The 16,011-nt window shown below is 53.6% G+C and carries 13 protein-coding genes; 1 reads left to right on the top strand and 12 read right to left on the bottom strand.

From position 1 onward, the window contains the following. Window positions 1–541: 541 nt before the first annotated feature. The 10 genes from RDN66_RS12030 to RDN66_RS11985 all read right to left on the bottom strand — a co-directional run bounded on the left by RDN66_RS12030 (window position 542) and on the right by RDN66_RS11985 (window position 12,052). Entirely contained in the window at window positions 542–1,447 is a 906-nt protein-coding gene (locus tag RDN66_RS12030) for a fimbrial protein (RefSeq protein ID WP_202217186.1), read from the bottom strand. Window positions 1,448–1,463: 16 nt separating this feature from the next. After that, the gene (locus RDN66_RS12025) at window positions 1,464–1,967 is read right to left on the bottom strand and encodes a fimbrial protein (protein WP_202217185.1); all 504 of its coding nucleotides are present in this window, start codon (window positions 1,965–1,967) and stop codon (window positions 1,464–1,466) included. Between the two features lie 12 nt (window positions 1,968–1,979). Next, window positions 1,980–2,507, bottom strand: a complete 528-nt coding sequence (locus RDN66_RS12020; protein ID WP_308537871.1) for a fimbrial protein — start codon at window positions 2,505–2,507, stop codon at window positions 1,980–1,982. Window positions 2,508–2,517: 10 nt separating this feature from the next. Further along, window positions 2,518–5,118: a fimbrial biogenesis usher protein gene (locus RDN66_RS12015; RefSeq protein ID WP_202217184.1), complete on the bottom strand. Its 2,601-nt coding sequence runs from the start codon at window positions 5,116–5,118 to the stop codon at window positions 2,518–2,520. A gap of 72 nt (window positions 5,119–5,190) precedes the next feature. Then, complete coding sequence (locus RDN66_RS12010) at window positions 5,191–5,907, bottom strand: fimbria/pilus periplasmic chaperone (protein WP_081918521.1); 717 nt, start codon at window positions 5,905–5,907, stop codon at window positions 5,191–5,193. A 17-nt stretch (window positions 5,908–5,924) separates the two neighbouring features. Then, entirely contained in the window at window positions 5,925–6,464 is a 540-nt protein-coding gene (locus tag RDN66_RS12005; protein ID WP_035892062.1) for a fimbrial protein, read from the bottom strand. Window positions 6,465–6,533: 69 nt separating this feature from the next. Then, window positions 6,534–7,085 carry a type 1 fimbrial major subunit FimA gene (gene fimA / locus RDN66_RS12000; protein ID WP_035892063.1) on the bottom strand — a complete coding sequence of 184 codons (552 nt, stop codon included), beginning with the start codon at window positions 7,083–7,085 and terminating at the stop codon, window positions 6,534–6,536. A gap of 1,304 nt (window positions 7,086–8,389) precedes the next feature. Further along, on the bottom strand, window positions 8,390–9,022 hold the full coding sequence (locus RDN66_RS11995) for a deoxynucleoside kinase (RefSeq protein ID WP_035892064.1): 633 nt from the start codon (window positions 9,020–9,022) through the stop codon (window positions 8,390–8,392). 248 nt (window positions 9,023–9,270) lie between these two features. After that, window positions 9,271–9,612 carry a DUF1971 domain-containing protein gene (locus tag RDN66_RS11990; protein WP_035892065.1) on the bottom strand — a complete coding sequence of 114 codons (342 nt, stop codon included), beginning with the start codon at window positions 9,610–9,612 and terminating at the stop codon, window positions 9,271–9,273. A gap of 151 nt (window positions 9,613–9,763) precedes the next feature. Next, window positions 9,764–12,052 carry an FdhF/YdeP family oxidoreductase gene (locus RDN66_RS11985; protein ID WP_202217183.1) on the bottom strand — a complete coding sequence of 763 codons (2,289 nt, stop codon included), beginning with the start codon at window positions 12,050–12,052 and terminating at the stop codon, window positions 9,764–9,766. A 333-nt stretch (window positions 12,053–12,385) separates the two neighbouring features. On the opposite strand from RDN66_RS11985, the gene RDN66_RS11980 reads away from it, so the two are divergent. Beyond that, the gene (locus tag RDN66_RS11980; RefSeq protein WP_035892066.1) at window positions 12,386–12,571 is read left to right on the top strand and encodes a hypothetical protein; all 186 of its coding nucleotides are present in this window, start codon (window positions 12,386–12,388) and stop codon (window positions 12,569–12,571) included. 160 nt (window positions 12,572–12,731) lie between these two features. Here RDN66_RS11980 and RDN66_RS11975 read toward each other — a convergent pair whose 3' ends face one another. Both RDN66_RS11975 and gss read right to left on the bottom strand, forming a co-directional pair. Continuing rightward, window positions 12,732–13,913: a PLP-dependent aminotransferase family protein gene (locus RDN66_RS11975; protein WP_035892067.1), complete on the bottom strand. Its 1,182-nt coding sequence runs from the start codon at window positions 13,911–13,913 to the stop codon at window positions 12,732–12,734. A gap of 131 nt (window positions 13,914–14,044) precedes the next feature. Continuing rightward, the gene (gss, locus tag RDN66_RS11970; protein WP_202217182.1) at window positions 14,045–15,910 is read right to left on the bottom strand and encodes a bifunctional glutathionylspermidine amidase/synthase; all 1,866 of its coding nucleotides are present in this window, start codon (window positions 15,908–15,910) and stop codon (window positions 14,045–14,047) included. Between the last annotated feature and the right edge of the window lie 101 nt (window positions 15,911–16,011).

Raw genomic sequence — 16,011 nt, 5'->3', positions numbered from 1 at the left:
TGAAAGACGATCGACTCCGCACCATCGCAACATTTGATGGTAAAACACTTAAAGACGATCGACTCAGAACCATCGCGACAGTTAATGGTAATGTCAGTATTGTTGTTTTGGCGTTTGCTGCTCGGCTATTTTAGGGCTAAGAGCCTATCTCAACAGAGATTAATACTTTACCCAAAAGATATAATATCAGTATCTAAAAGCCTGCACCGTCTGATTTTTAGTCATTGAATCGCGAGAACGGGAGATAATTTCTCTTCTATGGGTATAGGCTCATAATGGTAGGATTCTGGTAGCTTCGAAACGCCGTATTTAAGCAATACTTAAGTCATGAATAACCAAACTTAAATATTTTTCTCAAGGTAAACCAGTAAAAAACTGTTAGTGCTGATGGATCGTTTGGGCTCTTTTAAAGGGATTGAAAATCCCCGTGTCCTTGGTTCGATTCCGAGTCCGGCACCACTATTTAAAGAACCCAGCCTATGGCTGGGTTTTTGCTTTTCTGCGTTTGCAACTTTCAAATATGGCTTCTTCTCTCTCTATCTCATTGATAAACAAACGTTACCCCAATAATCGACTGCACGTTCCCCGCCGTCACCTGACCGCTGGTTCGCGCATAGTTGGCCGTTAACCCCAGGCTGACGGCGGAAGTCGCCACCGTGCCAAGCGACACCGTGCTGTTAGCCGGCAGCACGCTGCCGTTGCGCGTAAGCTGCACGCCAATCCCCTGTGCCGGTGAGGCCGAGGCAGTGTTGGTGAAGATAGAGTTCGCCGAATCCGCCGTCGTCCCTGAAAGGTAGTAACCCAGCTTTTGGCTCTGTGCGCAGTAAACCGTCAGCGGAATGGCCGTGGAGCCGGGATAATCCGGCAGCGTCACCGTCACATTACGTGCGGAGACGTCACAGCCCCCCGTCGGCACCACCACGTTGTTATTGGCGTAGATGTTCCAGACAAACTGGAAATCATCGCTGTCCTTGCTGTTGGTCTGGCGCAATATCAGTACGGCGATAAGCGTACCAGCGCTGATCGCCACACCACCGGCGGAGCTAATTGGCGTCAGATAGAGCACCGTAGGCCAGGGTTTGTCGGTCTTTGAGTTATAGATAATCCGGGACGTTTCGGTGGTGGTAGGAAACGGGTAGCTGGTCCCGTTGTATTTCACGGTGCCGGAGAAGCTCGACAGCACCCCGCCGTAGGCCGAGCCGCGCTGCAGCGTCACGTAGTCGGTGATGGTCTCCGGATAGTCATTATGGCAAAAAATCTGCGTCGAGAGATCGACCACCAGGTTTTGCCCGACGTTGACCGCGGGTGCGAGGTCCACGTAGACGTTGGCACTGCCGCCGCCAATGGGGATCGTCGTACCGTTGGCGGTCTTACAGGCAAACGACCAGGCGTTAAACGACCAGCTAGCCAGCAGCAGCGTCGTCAGTAAAGCTATCACATTCTTCATTACTTTCTTCTCCTGGTCACGCGTAGGTATAGGTGACGTTGATGACCGTCTTAATGGTTCCCTGGGTCGCGCCACCGTTAACCGACAGTGCCCTCACCTTTAGCGGGAAGCGCGCGGACTGCGATGCTTCTTCCACTGTCACCGTCGTGGTCGCGCCGGTGTTCAGCGTATTTCCGCCGTCATCCTGTAGCTCAAGCTGGATGTTTTTGGCGGTACCCTGGTTCTGGTAATAGCCGGTGGCATCCGCCGTGCCGCTAAAGCTGGCGATCACCCGCGACGTGCCGACCGGGCAGTTGCTGAGTTCAAGCGCCACGCTGTGCCACGCGGAGGCGGAACCAGCGGAAAGCAGGCTAAAGGTATAGAGGTCGCCAAGCTCAACGTTGGCGTTAGTGGTCGATACCGTGCACGGCTTCGCCACCACTTTGCCGTTAACGGTAATGGTGACATCGGCAGCCCATAGCGCCGGAGAGACCGCCGCCAGCGCGAACGCCCACAGCCAGCCGTAATAAAACCGTTTCATCTGCGCCTCCGCTTACTGAAATTCAAGAGTGAACGTCGCCGTGGCGTTAACGTGGCCGGGGGTGACCGGAACCTGCGTTGCCATCAGGCGGGCGTAAAAATTCAGCGTGTTAGTCTGGCCAGGCGTGAGCGTCGTCCACGCAATGGTCGATGACGTGGCGTTAAGCGGTAGCATGGTCTGCTGCCCATCGAGGATCTGAATCCCCATTCCTGCCGCGGCAGACGCGCCGTTGTCCAGCTTTAACAGGCTGGTATTGCCGCTATCCGCCACGCCGATAAACCCAACCTTCACGGCGGAAACCGCCCCGCCGCACGGCGAGAGCACGATGCGAAACGGTACGGCGGGCGTGGTTGCGCCAACGGCGTTGAACTGTTTGGCAGCGTTGTTCATCAGGTCGACGGTAAAGTCCTTCGACTCGCCCGCCACGGCGCAGCCGTTATCCCTGACGTTGCCGGTGATGGTTATCGTGCTATCCGCCGCCAGCGCGCAGGTAGCCGTCAGCGCAAAACACACGCTAAATACGTAAAAGGGGGTTCTCATTCTTCTGTCCTTAGCGGCACACGGCCGATAGCTGAATCAGCGTCTGTTCCTGGCTCTCATTCGGGATGCGGTAGTCCGCCACGCAGCGGGCATCGTCGCCTTCGCCCCATACCGCCTGAACCTTCCCGGCGAGCGGCATCCCGCTCAGGTACACGAGGCCGTTATCCGCCACGATGCTGCTGTTCTGGCTGTCAGTCGACGTGACCATCGCACCAAACGGCACCATCTTGCCGTTGTGGGTCAGCGTCATTAACAGCTTCATCCCAACACGGGGTTTGAATTGCGCCCGCACAATCGCACCGTGGGTTGGTACCACATTGACCACCGCATCGTCTAAATCGACGTTATCGGCCAGTGAGTTGGTATCGAGCGCCACGCGGTTTTCCCGGTATTCAGTGGCGTACGGCAGGACGGCGTAGCCACGCCAGTCGGTGCGCACCCCGGTCTGGTTTTCGACTCTGGTCCCTTCCGCGCCCGGCGCGCTGACCAGCACAACCGTATCGTTCAGCGGTTGGCTCAGCGTCACCCCATTGGCATGCGCCAGCACGCCGCCGCTCATGCCGTAATAGAGCTGTTTCATGCCGTCGCTGTGGCTGTAACCGACGTTTGCGTTGCCATAGCCACCGCGATAGTTCAGCGCCGCATAGCCGGTGCCGCCGCTGCTGCCTTCCCCGCCGCTGGCGTAGCCGGTCTGCACGCTATAGCTCAGGTTGTTATCGTCCAGCAGCGTGCCGTACAGCCCGGCCAGGTTGCTCGTGCGACCGTTGAGATCGTCAGACATGCTGTAGCTGGCGCTGGCGTGACGCCAGACGGATTGGCTATCGGAACGCAGCCAATGGCTGAACGGAATGTTAACGTTCACGGCCAGCATCTGGTCACGCCCGTCCTGCCAGGCGTTTTTGGTCAAGCTGTAGCTCAGCGTCCAGTTGATGTCGTTGACGGCGGTATTTAAACCGGCCTGGAACTGTTCGTCCGTGTTATCGGTTCCCCAGTAGCTTTGGCGGCTACCACTTAAATACAGGGTCGCCGTGCGCCCCAACTGTTGGGTAACGCTGACCTGCACTTTGCCGCGTTTGCTGTAAGCCAGGTTGTAGTAGTCGGTGAATTTCGGCTTCACGTAGACAGGCCCATCTTCGGTCACCACGCTATGGCCGCTCATGCGCTGATAGGTGGTATCGGCAAAGCTATAGTAGCCCTGCGTAGAGTAGCGATAGCCCACCAGCTGGATATTGGTGCCAAGATCGCTGAGCGACTTGTTATAGAGAAATCGTACCGACTGGCCCTGCTGTTGGCTGTCATCAGGCAGCGTGGCGTTGGCCTGGGTGATATCCACCGACAGCGCGCCCAGCTCCCCCATGTTTTTCCCGACGCCGAGGTTAAAGGCGCGATAACGGTCCGCCAGTTGGGTGCCGCCATAAAGCGTCCATCCTGCCGGTAAACCGTGCATCAGCGTGCTTTGAAAGAACGTAGGATCTTCCTGGAGATCGTTGCCGCTGCGGTATTTCCCGGCGGTCAGCGCATAGCGCGTGTGGCCTTCACGTTGCAATACAGGCACAGACGAGTACGGCACGGTGAAGCTCTGAACGCTGCCGTCCGCCTCTTTGATAGCCACCTGGAGATCGCCACCGTTACCGGCCGCATAGAGATCGTTAATGGTAAAGGGGCCCGGTGGCACCGTGCTGTGATAAATCTCATAGCCGTTCTGTTTGATAGAGACCTGTGCCGTCCCGCGCGCAATACCGTGAATCACCGGCGCAAAGCCTTTCTGGCTGTCCGGCAGCATATTGTCATCGGACGCCAACTGCGCGCCGCGGAAGTTAATGCCGTCAAAAACGTCGCCGTTGGTGTAGCTGTCGCCAAGCGTCAAGCGCGAACGGAACGGGGTGATATCCCGCTCCAGCCAGGTGTTGACGTGCTGCCATTTATTCTCGCTCGACGAACCGCTGCTGTAGCTCCAGGTGCTGTTATCACGCAGCCGCCACGCGCCAACGTTGAGCCCGCTTTGCAGGTTCAAATAGGCGTACTGGCTGCTGCCGCCGACGCGGTTTTGCACGTTATTGCCGGTGAAGTTGTAGTTCAGCAGTCCGGCGGTAATGCCGTTATCCCACAGCTCCGGTGAAATATAGCCACGCGCCTGATTCCCCATAAAGGCCTGCGGGATGGTCAGATACAGGCGCTGCAAACCTACGTCTAAACGAACGGTCGCCTCTTTGATCATGGCCGTAAACGGGACGCAGGCGTCAGGCTCCAGCGCATCCATTCCCTTAATCGACGCCGTATTAAGCCCCATGTTGGCAAGCTGGCCGCGCGTCAGGCACGGCATCAAACCATGGCCGTCTTCACCGGCGCTGAAGGTGACATCGCGACTCGTCATAAAACCATCGTTCAGATAAATATCAACACGATAGGTGCCCGGTGGCAGCTCCTGCCCTTTCTCAAAGCTGGAGAGATCCGCAACGGCTGAGGGGTCGTCGGCCAGAAAGCGCGGGTTAAAGTAGAGCTCCGCCTGAGCCAGAAAGACCGGTGATGCAAGCAAAGTCACAACGGAGAGCTGCATCAGCCGTATGCGTCGGGCCTGCAAATGGTCGAGGCCAAATTTCAGATATGACATAGTCCCTCCGGTTCGACATCGCCCGGCTGTCTGTTCTTATTCTGTTCAAGGGATACGGGGAGTTCCCGTTGTTTAGCGCATCACGCCGATAACGCGCGGCGTCAGTGCACCGTAGTCATTGATGGTTCTGTAGGTAATCTCTGCGCCCGCATCATCCGGAATCTTCACGCTGGTTTCGCCCATAGGTGGAACCAATGCGTTATCCAGCACTCGAGTGCCCGCATTGAGTTCAGTAACCGTCAGATAGTACGGCGTAGGGTTGACCAGCGTGAGCTTGCCGGCGCTACGACGAAACGTCAGCTTTTCGCGAGCTTCTTCCGGCGGCATCGCCAGATTTGCCGGGCGGTAATAAAGCTTAATGCGGCTGATAATGGCCAGTTGCAGGGTGTTGTCGTTGAGCTTTGATTTGTCCATCGAGGGAATCGCTTTGACGTTCATCCAGAACAGACTTTCTCTATCCTGCGGCAACTGGTTATTTGAGGCGTCGAGGATACGCAGGGTATTCTCTTTTTTCCCCTGCATCGCAAACAGCGGCGGCGTCACCACAAAGCGCCCGTCTTTAGTACCCGCTGCGTTTTCCACCCATGACTGGATAAGGAAAGTGCCGTTCTCATCGGTATTGGTGACGGCCAGCTGAACCTGTTTTTGTCCCGCAGGGTAAATCACCCGGGTCGCGCCCAGCGCCACTCCCGCCTGCGCAGGAGAAACCAGTCCGGCTGCCATAAACAGCATTCCGAACACCATCATCAACGTTTTATTCATGTTTACCCTTGGTGTACTCACCGTCATATCCTGTGTCCGGTTAATTACTGATAAGTCAAAGCAAACCAGGCTTGCGCATTAGCCGTGCCGCCGACGACCTGACGGTCCGTTGAGCGGTACTTCGCTACAAAATGCAGCGTGTTCGCTCCATCGTTAAGCCGTACCCAACGACGGGGTTCCTGATTAAGAGGAATGAGCTCGCCTTGAGCATCAAACAGCGCAATGCCAATACCGGTCGCGATTCCCGCGCCCTCACCCACGGAGAGCACATCGGGGTCTTTACCGCTCGCGACGCCCTGAAATGACACGCCAACGCGCTGGCTGACCTCGGTGCTGCAATCTTCAAGATGGATATCAAAAGCGATCGGATTAGACTCTTCGCCTGCCGCATGAAAACGATGGCTGCTAACCTGCCCCATCTTTACCGTCATCAATCGGTCGCTCGCGGCAACGCTACAGGCCTCGGCAATAATGACGCCCTGAAAGCGCATACTTCCGCCGGGCACCGTGACGTTCCAGTGATTCCCAGCCTGAGCAACGGTCGGCAGCAAAGAAACCAACAGCCCCCATTTCATCCATTGCATACTTATTCCCTCCACCCCTTCGCGAATAACCGGGCCTTCCTGGCCCTGGTGGCATCCTTGCCGGACGAATTACTCGTACTGTACTTTGAAGGTCGCGTCGGCGTTCGCCGCACCCGCCGTTGCCGCGCCAGTAGCGTAGTAACGAGCCTGGAATGGAATGACGTTGGTGCCATCGTTCAGCGTGGTCGCGCTGCTGAAGGTTGCGCCATCCAATGCCAGCGGTTTGCCTTTGTTGTCGAGGATCTGAATCCCGACGTTAGTCGCGCCGCCGGAAGCTGAACCCTGCAGTGCCAGAACGGTGGTGTTGGTGGTATCAATCGCGGCACCGGAGAAGGCCACGGAGGCTTTCGTCGAAACGCTGGTATCGCAGTCGTTCAACTGGATGTTAAAGCCCACAGCAGAGCTGGTGCTGCCAGCGGTCGCCAGTTTTGCGGAGCGTACCTGACCCATCTGTACCGTCTGGTCGATAGAACCGGCATCAACGGCACAGGCCGCGTTAACCACTTCACCTTTGAAATGAACGGTACCGCCATTTACGGTCGTGGTATCCGCTGCTAATGCAGCCGTTGAAGCCATAGACAGTGCAGAGATAATGACCAGCGCAACCTTATTAATGCCCATAAAACCTACTCCTTATTAATAGAGAATCTTATTCTCATTTTGTTAAAAACAGCGGTGGTTGGTGATAGCAAAAATATCACCAGATACTTTTTCATTACTTAAGCGAAATTTCTTTTCTCACAGTAATAGTGCCATTGCTGACCACCAGCAATGGCACTACCACCGTCGATTGAGCTTAGAAATATCGAGATAAAAAGAGAGAGCCGCAGCATTATTTCCGCGTAAGCCAAACATCCTTTTTGTTTTCTGTCTCAAATAATAAATATGTTTTTCACTGAATCCTTCTAACTTATTTATTTGGGATACTGAATACCCTTCGCATAGGTAGCGAAAAACAATCAGCTCTTTCTCAGAGAAATCCCTCTGGTCATAAATAGATTTACTCGCTTTATACAGGCATGTATAAAGATATGAAAACCCTATTTTTTCAGAGACTAACCAAGGGAAAGGCCCCTGAAAATCGTACCCGGAAGAAGCTTCCATCTTGTATAGCAGTACAATTCGACAACGAGAAGTCGGTGAAGCCAATAAACTAAGTATCCGATGTCGCTCTACAACATCTGAAATATAAACAACGAAGATATCTCGAACCGATGCGCGTAAGTAGCACTTCGACCGCAATTGCCGAGAGTGGATCGTTGAAACGTTGCCATCCTGGATAACATCATCATCCTGTAATGCCAAAAGAAAAAAACTGTTATCCGAGATAATACATTGTCTCATATATTACCCCAACGTCCTGTTCTGAGTTTTTATCTAATATTTGTTGTTCCTGATTCTATAAATCCGTTAGCTAAATTTCGGTTTAATCATATACACAGTGAATATATATCGTCAAAAACGATCAATTAATTATTATTGATAGTTATAATCAATTGATTTAATGAATATAGATCGTCTTAATCGATCAATTATTTAATAAAAACAAGAAGATCAATGAAATAGATAATCAAATTTTAGGATTTTTCTATTAATAAGATCTTACGCTTACCGGTACGCCCGCCATCAGATTTGTAATTTTATGTAAAGAGCGTGTTCAGATTCATAATTTAACTTATTTTTCACATTCATATAAATTGATCTAGATCAATTAACGAAGATGGAACAAAAATACATTTATTGACCCACGCCAAATTAAGCCAATAAATTTAGCCTATTAAGGGTAGTTATTGTCGTAATACCCCCCCCTCAATGGGAGTATAGACGCTGCTTTGCAGCAAGGAGGAATAGAGAACGGCGGGAAATGATTGAGGACCTCAGGCGCAGCCTCCCTATAGGCGCTGCGCCGTGGAATAGATTTATCGTTACTTTTTCAGGCTTTCAATGACGGCATCTGCCAGCGTTTCCGGGCAGGCAAACCCTGACTCTACGCGATGCGTCAGCAATTTAGATCCGTACTGGCGGGTTATCTGCGGCAGGCAGGCATCGTGGAAGGCTTTAAGGTCGGCAAAATAGTCCAGCGTATATTCGCTCTCCCCCGCCCGCCCCCGCGCCATACAGGCGTTAAAGCATGACTCCACGTCCCGGTCGACATACACCACCAGGTCAATCTGCGGGTAGCGCTTCAGGTAATGCTTAATTTGATAGAAATAGGACATATAGCGAGCCGAAGGCTGTTCGGTCATCAGGAAGTTAACGTGGCAGAACACAATATCGCTAAACAGCGAACGCTCAATCACATAGTTACCGTCAGGAATATCCTGTAAAAGCGCCTGTCGACTGCGGGTAATATAAAGCTGGAATGCCACCCTCGCATCCGCATCGCGGGGATTTTCGACGAAGACCTGCAGAAGTTCGAGAAACACCGGGTCTTCATCCACCGGCTCTCGAATAACTTTCCAACTGGCGCCCGTTTTCTCGGATAGCGCCTGAGCCAGAGGATCAAGCAGCGTGGTTTTACCTGCGGCAATATTTGCCTCAATAGCAACAATCTTCATTTAGACACCCTGATAAATTAACGAATTGGCGCGGCGTCAGCAGGACGCTCCGTGTGGCTGGCGGGGCAGGCTGGCCCCTCACAGTATAGATATTCCTGATATTCGGCAGCGTGGAGTAAAGGTTGGTCGCGGCAGCACTCTTGCTCGCCGTAATCGACTCGCGTCGATGGGTTTGTGAAGAATGTCATCATGGCGTTTTACACTATTGGAAGAGCTTCCCCATCAACAATGATGGGGAAGCCGCAGAGTTAGGATTTTTTCGCGCTGTAGACTTCGTCGCCGGAGAATTCAGGTTCGGCCCAGAAGTTGATGTTGAACTGCGCATCATCGGTCATCTCGATACGGTGCCAGTACTGCGGCGGGCTGGTTGCAAAGCTACCGGCATTAATCACCACTTTAACCTCTGGCTCGGTGGCCTCGCCGTTGGCGAAACCGTAGTAGGTTACCGTCCCTTCCATGACGCAGAGCTGGCCAAAAATACCGGCAGCGGTGTTGTGGTGGCTGAGCAGTGCGGCAGGCACGTTGTCTTTAGTAAAGAACGGGGTGGAACGTTTGATGGTCCAGTTTTTTGGAATTCTGAGATGGCTCATAATGACCTCCGCTTCATAAGATGCATTTAAAATACATCTTTAAAATTTGACTGTAAAGCGTTATTTGAGAATTAATCTCATTACCGAAAGCACGATGTCCAGAAACAACAAAACCAGCCGGAAGGCTGGTTTTTGGCGGTGAAGACGAGGCTTATGCTTTACGGATAAGCACCGGCACGCTCTTGTAGGCAGGCGTCAGACTCTGCGTATCGACGGCATCGAGCGACAGCAATACGTTGGCCTCCGGTAAATAAGCACCAATGGAACCTGCTGCCATGCTATAGATAACCACCGTTAACCCATACATCACCCGATCGGTACTCGGTGTACCGCTATCGTCCAACGCCTGAATATTAATGACATCACCTTCCACCAGCCCGCGAGCATCCGCTTCTGCCTGGCTCAGGAACGCCACATCGCGGCGGCCCGTGATCCCACGGTAGCGATCGTTCATACCGTAAATGGTGGTGTTGTACTGATCGTGGCTACGCAATGTTGCCAGCACCAGCGAATCCGCGGGTTGATTCTGACGTTCGACGGCGCGCTCACGGCTCACCACAAAGTTGGCCTTACCGGTTGCCGTTTTCCACTCACGGCGCGAGGCCGGCGTATCCATGCGAAAACCGCCCGGCTCAGCAATACGGGCGTTATAGCCGGAAAATGCGGGGATAACATCGGCAATGGCATCGCGAATCAGCGCATAGTCGCCCATCATATCTTCCCAGTTCACCGGAGAGTTTGGCAACGTGGCACGCGCCATTTCCGCTACAATCGCCGGTTCTGATTTCAGCCAGCGCGAGGCTGGTTTCAGCGCCCCGCAGGAAGCGTGCACCATCGACATGGAATCTTCGACGGTAACCGACTGAATCCCGCTGGCCTGCATGTCACGTTCCGTACGCCCCAGCGCCGGTAGCAGATAGTTGTGCTTCGCCATCAGCAGATGCGAGCGGTTAAGTTTCGTGGCGACGTGTACCTGCAGTTCGAGCTTTTTCATCGCCTCGAAGGTTCGCTGCGGATTCGGCATCGCCACCGCCAGATTACCGCCCATGCAGATCAGCGCTTTAGCATCGCCACGTTCGATGGCGCGAATGCTCTCTACGCTGGAGCGACCGTGTTTGCGAGAAACGCTGATGTTAAAGCGTCCTTCCAGTCGTACCAGAAATTCTTCTGATGCCGCTTCGTTAATGCCTACCGATCGGTCACCTTGCACGTTGGAATGACCACGCAGCGGGCAGATCCCCGCCCCTTTCTTACCCATATTGCCCTTCAGCAACAGCAGGTTCAGCAGTTGCTGAACGTTCTCGGTACCGTTCTTGTGCTGGGTGATACCTAACCCATAGCAAATAATGGTGGCGTTGGATTTATCGTAACGATCCGCGAGATCTTCCATCTGGCTACGGTTTAGCCCTGAGTCGTGTTCCAGTTCGGCCCAGCTACAGCGGTGCAGATCGTCATAAAGTTCCTGATAGCCGTGGGTATGCTCAGCCAGAAACGCGCGGTCGAGGCACGGTTCCTGGCCAAGCAAAATGCGGGCTTCATCCATCTCAATCAGCGCTTTCATGACGCCTTTGAGCAGCGAGGCATCGCCGCCCATTTTCACCTGGTAGTACTCGTTGCTCAGCATCGTCGAGTGCCCCTGGAGCATATCCGCCGGACTTTGTGGGAAGCTAAAGCGCTCAAGCCCCCTTTCCGCCAATGGGTTGATGGAGATAATGCGGGCACCACGCTGCGCCACTTCACGGAGCGTGGTGAGCATACGCGGATGGTTGGTGCCAGGATTGTGCCCGATGCAAATCACCAGGTCGCAGTGTTCAAAGTCGTCCAGTTCAACGGTACCTTTCCCCAGACCAATAGAGGGCGTCAGGCCCGCGCTGGTCGGCCCATGGCACATATTGGAACAGTCTGGGAAATTACTGCTGCCATATTCGCGGGCAAAAAGCTGATACAGGAATGCCGCTTCGTTAGAGGTACGCCCGGAGGTATAAAACTCTACCTGTTCCGGGGAAGCCATATTGCGCAGCTGTTCGCCGATGTCGGCAAAAGCAACCTGCCACTCAACGGCCTGCCAGGTGTCGGTCGCGGCGTCGTACTTCATCGGGTGCGTCAAACGGCCAATATTTTCCAGCTCATAGTCGCTGTAGTGCCACAGCTCAGCAACCGTATGCTGGCGGAAAAATTCCGGCGAAGCTTTCTTACTGGTGGTTTCCCAGGAAACGGCCTTCACACCGTTTTCACAAAGCTCCATGGGTGAACGGTGTCCAGGGTCAGGCCAGGCGCAGCCCGGGCAATCAAAACCTTTGACCTGATTCATGCGGAACATCGCGATGATGTCACGCGCGACGGCTTTTTGTGAAAACACCGAGGCAGCCACCGCTTTGACGGCACCCCATCCACCCGCTGGCCCTTGATAGCCGCTTACACCTGGAACGACATTGCTCATTTTTACCGCTTTTTTTGCACCCAATTTCAATGGGGAATACGGTAGCAAGTTCATCGGCGTAAAGATTTCCTCTTCACGAGGTACGCAGACTCTACAATGAACGGGTTAGATGACGGTTCCCTTCAGGTAGCAGATAGCGCTCTTTTCTGGCCAGATTTCATCGGATAAAAATGCAATAGTGAAACGATAATCTGCCGCTTAAGTTAAATCAGACATTATGTTTTGCCCGTTAACATCATCAGGATTTCATCTGATAAACACTCCAGGAAAAAGTAGTTGATCTGATAAGCGCTAGCTCTTATTTTCTTGAGAGTTTTCTAATAGGGTCCTACGATGTCTACCATTACAGCCAACAGTATTAGTGAAGCGAACGAATTAATTTCCAGTGGAAAATATAAGGAAATTATTCTTGATTTCGATATTGATGCCGATAGTTTCTTTACCCTCGCCACCGCCCCACATGATATTAAAATAACCCTCACGGATAGAAATAATCACGCTGCGGAAACAGCAGAATAATAAGAAGAATAAATCGGGATATTTTTATGTTGTTATTTATTGGTACTGGGGCCGCCGCCTTTCTGGCGTCGCTGATGCTTATCTGGCTTGATGACCGGATTGCCGACCAGGAATAAGAGAAGAGACTCCGCGCTGAACAGCAGCGCGGAGCAAAACAGAATTACAGTGACTTCGCCAGGCGTTCCACGGCGGTCATCAGCCCTTCCTGCGAGACCGTCGAGTACGACAGGCGCAGAGTACGGGTGTCTGGATTATCGTTATAGAACGCTTCCCCCGGCACATATACCACGCCGTTTTCCAGCGTTTTTTCCAGCCATTTCATGGTATCGAACGGATAGCGGAAGCGCGCCCACAGGAACATCCCCCCCTTAGGGCGACTGAACTCCAGATGCTCGCCCAGACGGCTTTCCAGCGCGTCGGCCAGCGCATCACACTTCTTACGGTAGTCTTCGCGAATGAGCGCAATCTGGTTTTCCAGACGGCCCAGGCTCAGGTACTCGGCGGTGATCACCTGCGACAGCATATTGGTGTGCAAATCAGCGGCTTGCTTAACGATAACCGTCTGCTGCGCCAGCCAATCCGGCATCACAATCCAGCCAATACGCATACCCGGCGCCAGAATTTTGGAGAAGGTCGAGGTGTAGACCACCTGATCTTCACAACCCAATTCAACCGCGTGTTGGTACAGCGGGCGCTGTACTTCATCGGTAAAGCTAATTTCACCGTACGGGTCGTCTTCAATAATGACGAAATCATGCTGCTTCGCCAGTTCTACCAGACGACGACGACGGTCATCGCTCAGGGTTTTACCGCCTGGGTTGCCAAAGGTAGGCACCAGGTAAACGGCTTTCACACGAGTGGTGGAAAGCAGCTCAGCAAGCTGTTCTACCAGCATGCCGTTATCGTCGGTATCGACGCTCAGAATGTTGGCCTGCGCCAGTTGGAAGACCTGCAGCGCCGCCAGATAGGTTGGGCGTTCAACGACAATCGCATCGCCCGGATCGAGCAGCGTGCGGGCCACGATATCCAGCGACTGCTGCGAGCCCGAAGTGATATACACGTGACTTGCCTGACATGCCACACCGCGCGCCTGACACAGTTCGCTGACGGCCTGACGCAGCGGCGGGTAGCCTTCGGTCAAACCGTACTGGAACGCGTCGTTAAAGCGTTCGCTCATCACCTTCTGCACCGCCAGCTCCAGCCCTTCGGTATCAAAAAGCTCCGGGGCAGGAATGCCGCCACCAAGAGAAATCACGCCGGGCAGTTTACTGTGTTTTAAGAGTTCGCGGACGGCGGAGGGTTTGAGTTCACCCGCGCGCACGGCGAGTCGCCGATCGTGCATATTCATTTCCTTTTCTGTCTTGTTGTTGTGTTTATTGCAGGCTTTCTTTTACCGTAGCCCGGCAGAGCTTCGCGACGCCGGGAACATCCCCGGAGTCGGCGTTTTTAACGCCTCGTCCGGGCTACTCACCTTTATTCGTTATCTTTTATTACCACCAGCGGCTCAATATCGCTCTCTTTCTTAATCACCAGAGATTCGTCACCGCGTAAACAGGTGCCGCCATAATTACCGCCGACGGTAAAGGTACATACTTGAATATATTTTCCTGCGACGTTTGGCAAGCACCAAAGTTGCTGGTAAATATTTTTTCTATCAACAAATTTACCGCTGGTTTGGTCCAGCAGCCGATCGTTGCCGCTGACCAGGTCGATATTACTGCCGCAGCGGCCGGAAATAGGCTTAATCGCATAACCCGTTTTTGCCAGATGTTCACTAACTTCGAAATCCGTATCCAGCAGATAAGGATGGTTAGGGAACAGTGACCACAGCACCGGCAGAATGGCTTTGTTGCCAGGAATAACCGTCCACAGCGGTTCAAAGACCATCACTTCCGGGCGCAGCAGCACGTCAATCAGGCGCACTCCGTTATCCGGGTTACCGGTACGAATCGGCACGGCGGCATATTCATCTTCGTCGACTTCGCGCACCTGTTCGATGGCGGTTTCCCACGCCCAGGTTTTCCATACGCAGTTTACCAGACGACCATCACCATCAATCAGCTGACCGGCGGCATCCCAGCGCAGTTCGTCGAGGCCATAAAGAATTTTGCTCTCAAAGCCCGCCTGCTCAAGGGCACGCTGCATAAACTGGGCGTGGTAATTCTCTTCCAGATCGTTGTCCTGCATGATGTGCACAAACGGTCTGGCCTGACTGTGTTTCCACGCGCCCACCAGCTCGCCCAGCAGGTCTTTAGCCGGGTTGTGACCGTTACCGCGATAGCCCGTTTTCAGCCATTGTTCGAGGATCAGGCCACCTTCGGTATGGCAGGAGGCGGAGTCGGCGTTGTATTCGTAAACCTTCAGCCCACGTTCGTCCATGCAGAAGTCCATGCGCCCGGTGATCATGTCGTGGCGACGACGCTGCCAGGAAAGGCGCAGACGCGGCCAGAGGATTTTCGGGATGTCGAACAGCGCCAGCAGGTTGTCATCACGCATCACTTTGTCGGTGGCGTGGAGATACATCAGGTGCATCTCGTTGGTCGCTTTAATCAGCTCCTGCTCGGCGCTTTCCGTCATGGTGAAGTACTGGTACGGATCGGCGTTGATCACATGACCGTTGGCGGCAATATACGCCTGCTGGAGCGAGTCTTTTTCGTCCAGCCATTTGCCGTCGAACTGACCGCTATTCTCAAGGCGCGCCCCGCCAAGCTTCAGCGCTTCACCGGCAATCGCCGGCTGCGGCAGGCCGTAGCGCGCATCATCGGTCTGAATCATCCAACCCAGAATGGTGGTGTCGTCAAAGGTGTCCTGCAGCGTGTAGTGACCGTCTTTGACTTCGAGCGTCAGTTCGCGGGTCCACTGTTGGCCAGCGGGCAGCGGCGAGTGCAGCACATTCTGTTCTGCAATACGCACCTTATTGCCCAGTAGTTGGGTCACCACCGCCACGTGGCCGGTTTCATTAAACTCACCGCCCTTTTGCCAGATAAGCAAAGAGCCGACGAGCGGCGCGCGGCGAGAGCCGTTAGCGAAGGCCTGGAGCGGGAGAATGGCGTCGTTCACCACCTGACGCAGATAGCGCAGCGAGAAAATCTCGTAGGCCATGCCAACGTCGGTGAAGACAAATCCGTAGTTGATAAACAGGAAACGGCGGGCAAACTCGACGCACTGCCACTTGTGGCCCATGTATTCGTTGTCGATATAGCTACGAAACGATGCGTCATCAGGCATGTCGCCCGGTTTTAAGCTGCTGTAATTTGAAGAGTAAATCGCTACGCCACCCGGCGCATACCCCAACAACGTGCCAAATGGAGCGTCACTATTGGTACTTCCCTTGCTCATGAACCTTCCTCAAACATACCGTGCGATTTTCTCGCCCGCACGTTGAAATTAATCCAACAAAAGTGGATTAATCATACACCCGTGTATGCGAGGATGACCCA

Origin of the sequence: uncultured Kluyvera sp. (assembly GCF_902485085.1) — a bacterium.
GTDB classification, from domain to species: domain Bacteria; phylum Pseudomonadota; class Gammaproteobacteria; order Enterobacterales; family Enterobacteriaceae; genus Kluyvera; species Kluyvera ascorbata.
This window is presented reverse-complemented; position numbering and strand designations above follow the sequence as displayed.

Excerpts from the sequence above, each read along its gene's own strand:
- RDN66_RS12030 (WP_202217186.1), bottom strand. The coding sequence starts at position 1,447 with ATGAAGAATGTGATAGCTTTACTGACGACGCTGCTGCTGGCTAGCTGG.
- RDN66_RS12025 (WP_202217185.1), bottom strand. The coding sequence starts at position 1,967 with ATGAAACGGTTTTATTACGGCTGGCTGTGGGCGTTCGCGCTGGCGGCG.
- RDN66_RS12020 (WP_308537871.1), bottom strand. The coding sequence starts at position 2,507 with ATGAGAACCCCCTTTTACGTATTTAGCGTGTGTTTTGCGCTGACGGCT.
- RDN66_RS12015 (WP_202217184.1), bottom strand. The coding sequence starts at position 5,118 with ATGTCATATCTGAAATTTGGCCTCGACCATTTGCAGGCCCGACGCATA.
- RDN66_RS12010 (WP_081918521.1), bottom strand. The coding sequence starts at position 5,907 with ATGACGGTGAGTACACCAAGGGTAAACATGAATAAAACGTTGATGATG.
- RDN66_RS12005 (WP_035892062.1), bottom strand. The coding sequence starts at position 6,464 with ATGCAATGGATGAAATGGGGGCTGTTGGTTTCTTTGCTGCCGACCGTT.
- fimA (WP_035892063.1), bottom strand. The coding sequence starts at position 7,085 with ATGGGCATTAATAAGGTTGCGCTGGTCATTATCTCTGCACTGTCTATG.
- RDN66_RS11995 (WP_035892064.1), bottom strand. The coding sequence starts at position 9,022 with ATGAAGATTGTTGCTATTGAGGCAAATATTGCCGCAGGTAAAACCACG.
- RDN66_RS11990 (WP_035892065.1), bottom strand. The coding sequence starts at position 9,612 with ATGAGCCATCTCAGAATTCCAAAAAACTGGACCATCAAACGTTCCACC.
- RDN66_RS11985 (WP_202217183.1), bottom strand. The coding sequence starts at position 12,052 with ATGAGCAATGTCGTTCCAGGTGTAAGCGGCTATCAAGGGCCAGCGGGT.
- RDN66_RS11980 (WP_035892066.1), top strand. The coding sequence starts at position 12,386 with ATGTCTACCATTACAGCCAACAGTATTAGTGAAGCGAACGAATTAATT.
- RDN66_RS11975 (WP_035892067.1), bottom strand. The coding sequence starts at position 13,913 with ATGCACGATCGGCGACTCGCCGTGCGCGCGGGTGAACTCAAACCCTCC.
- gss (WP_202217182.1), bottom strand. The coding sequence starts at position 15,910 with ATGAGCAAGGGAAGTACCAATAGTGACGCTCCATTTGGCACGTTGTTG.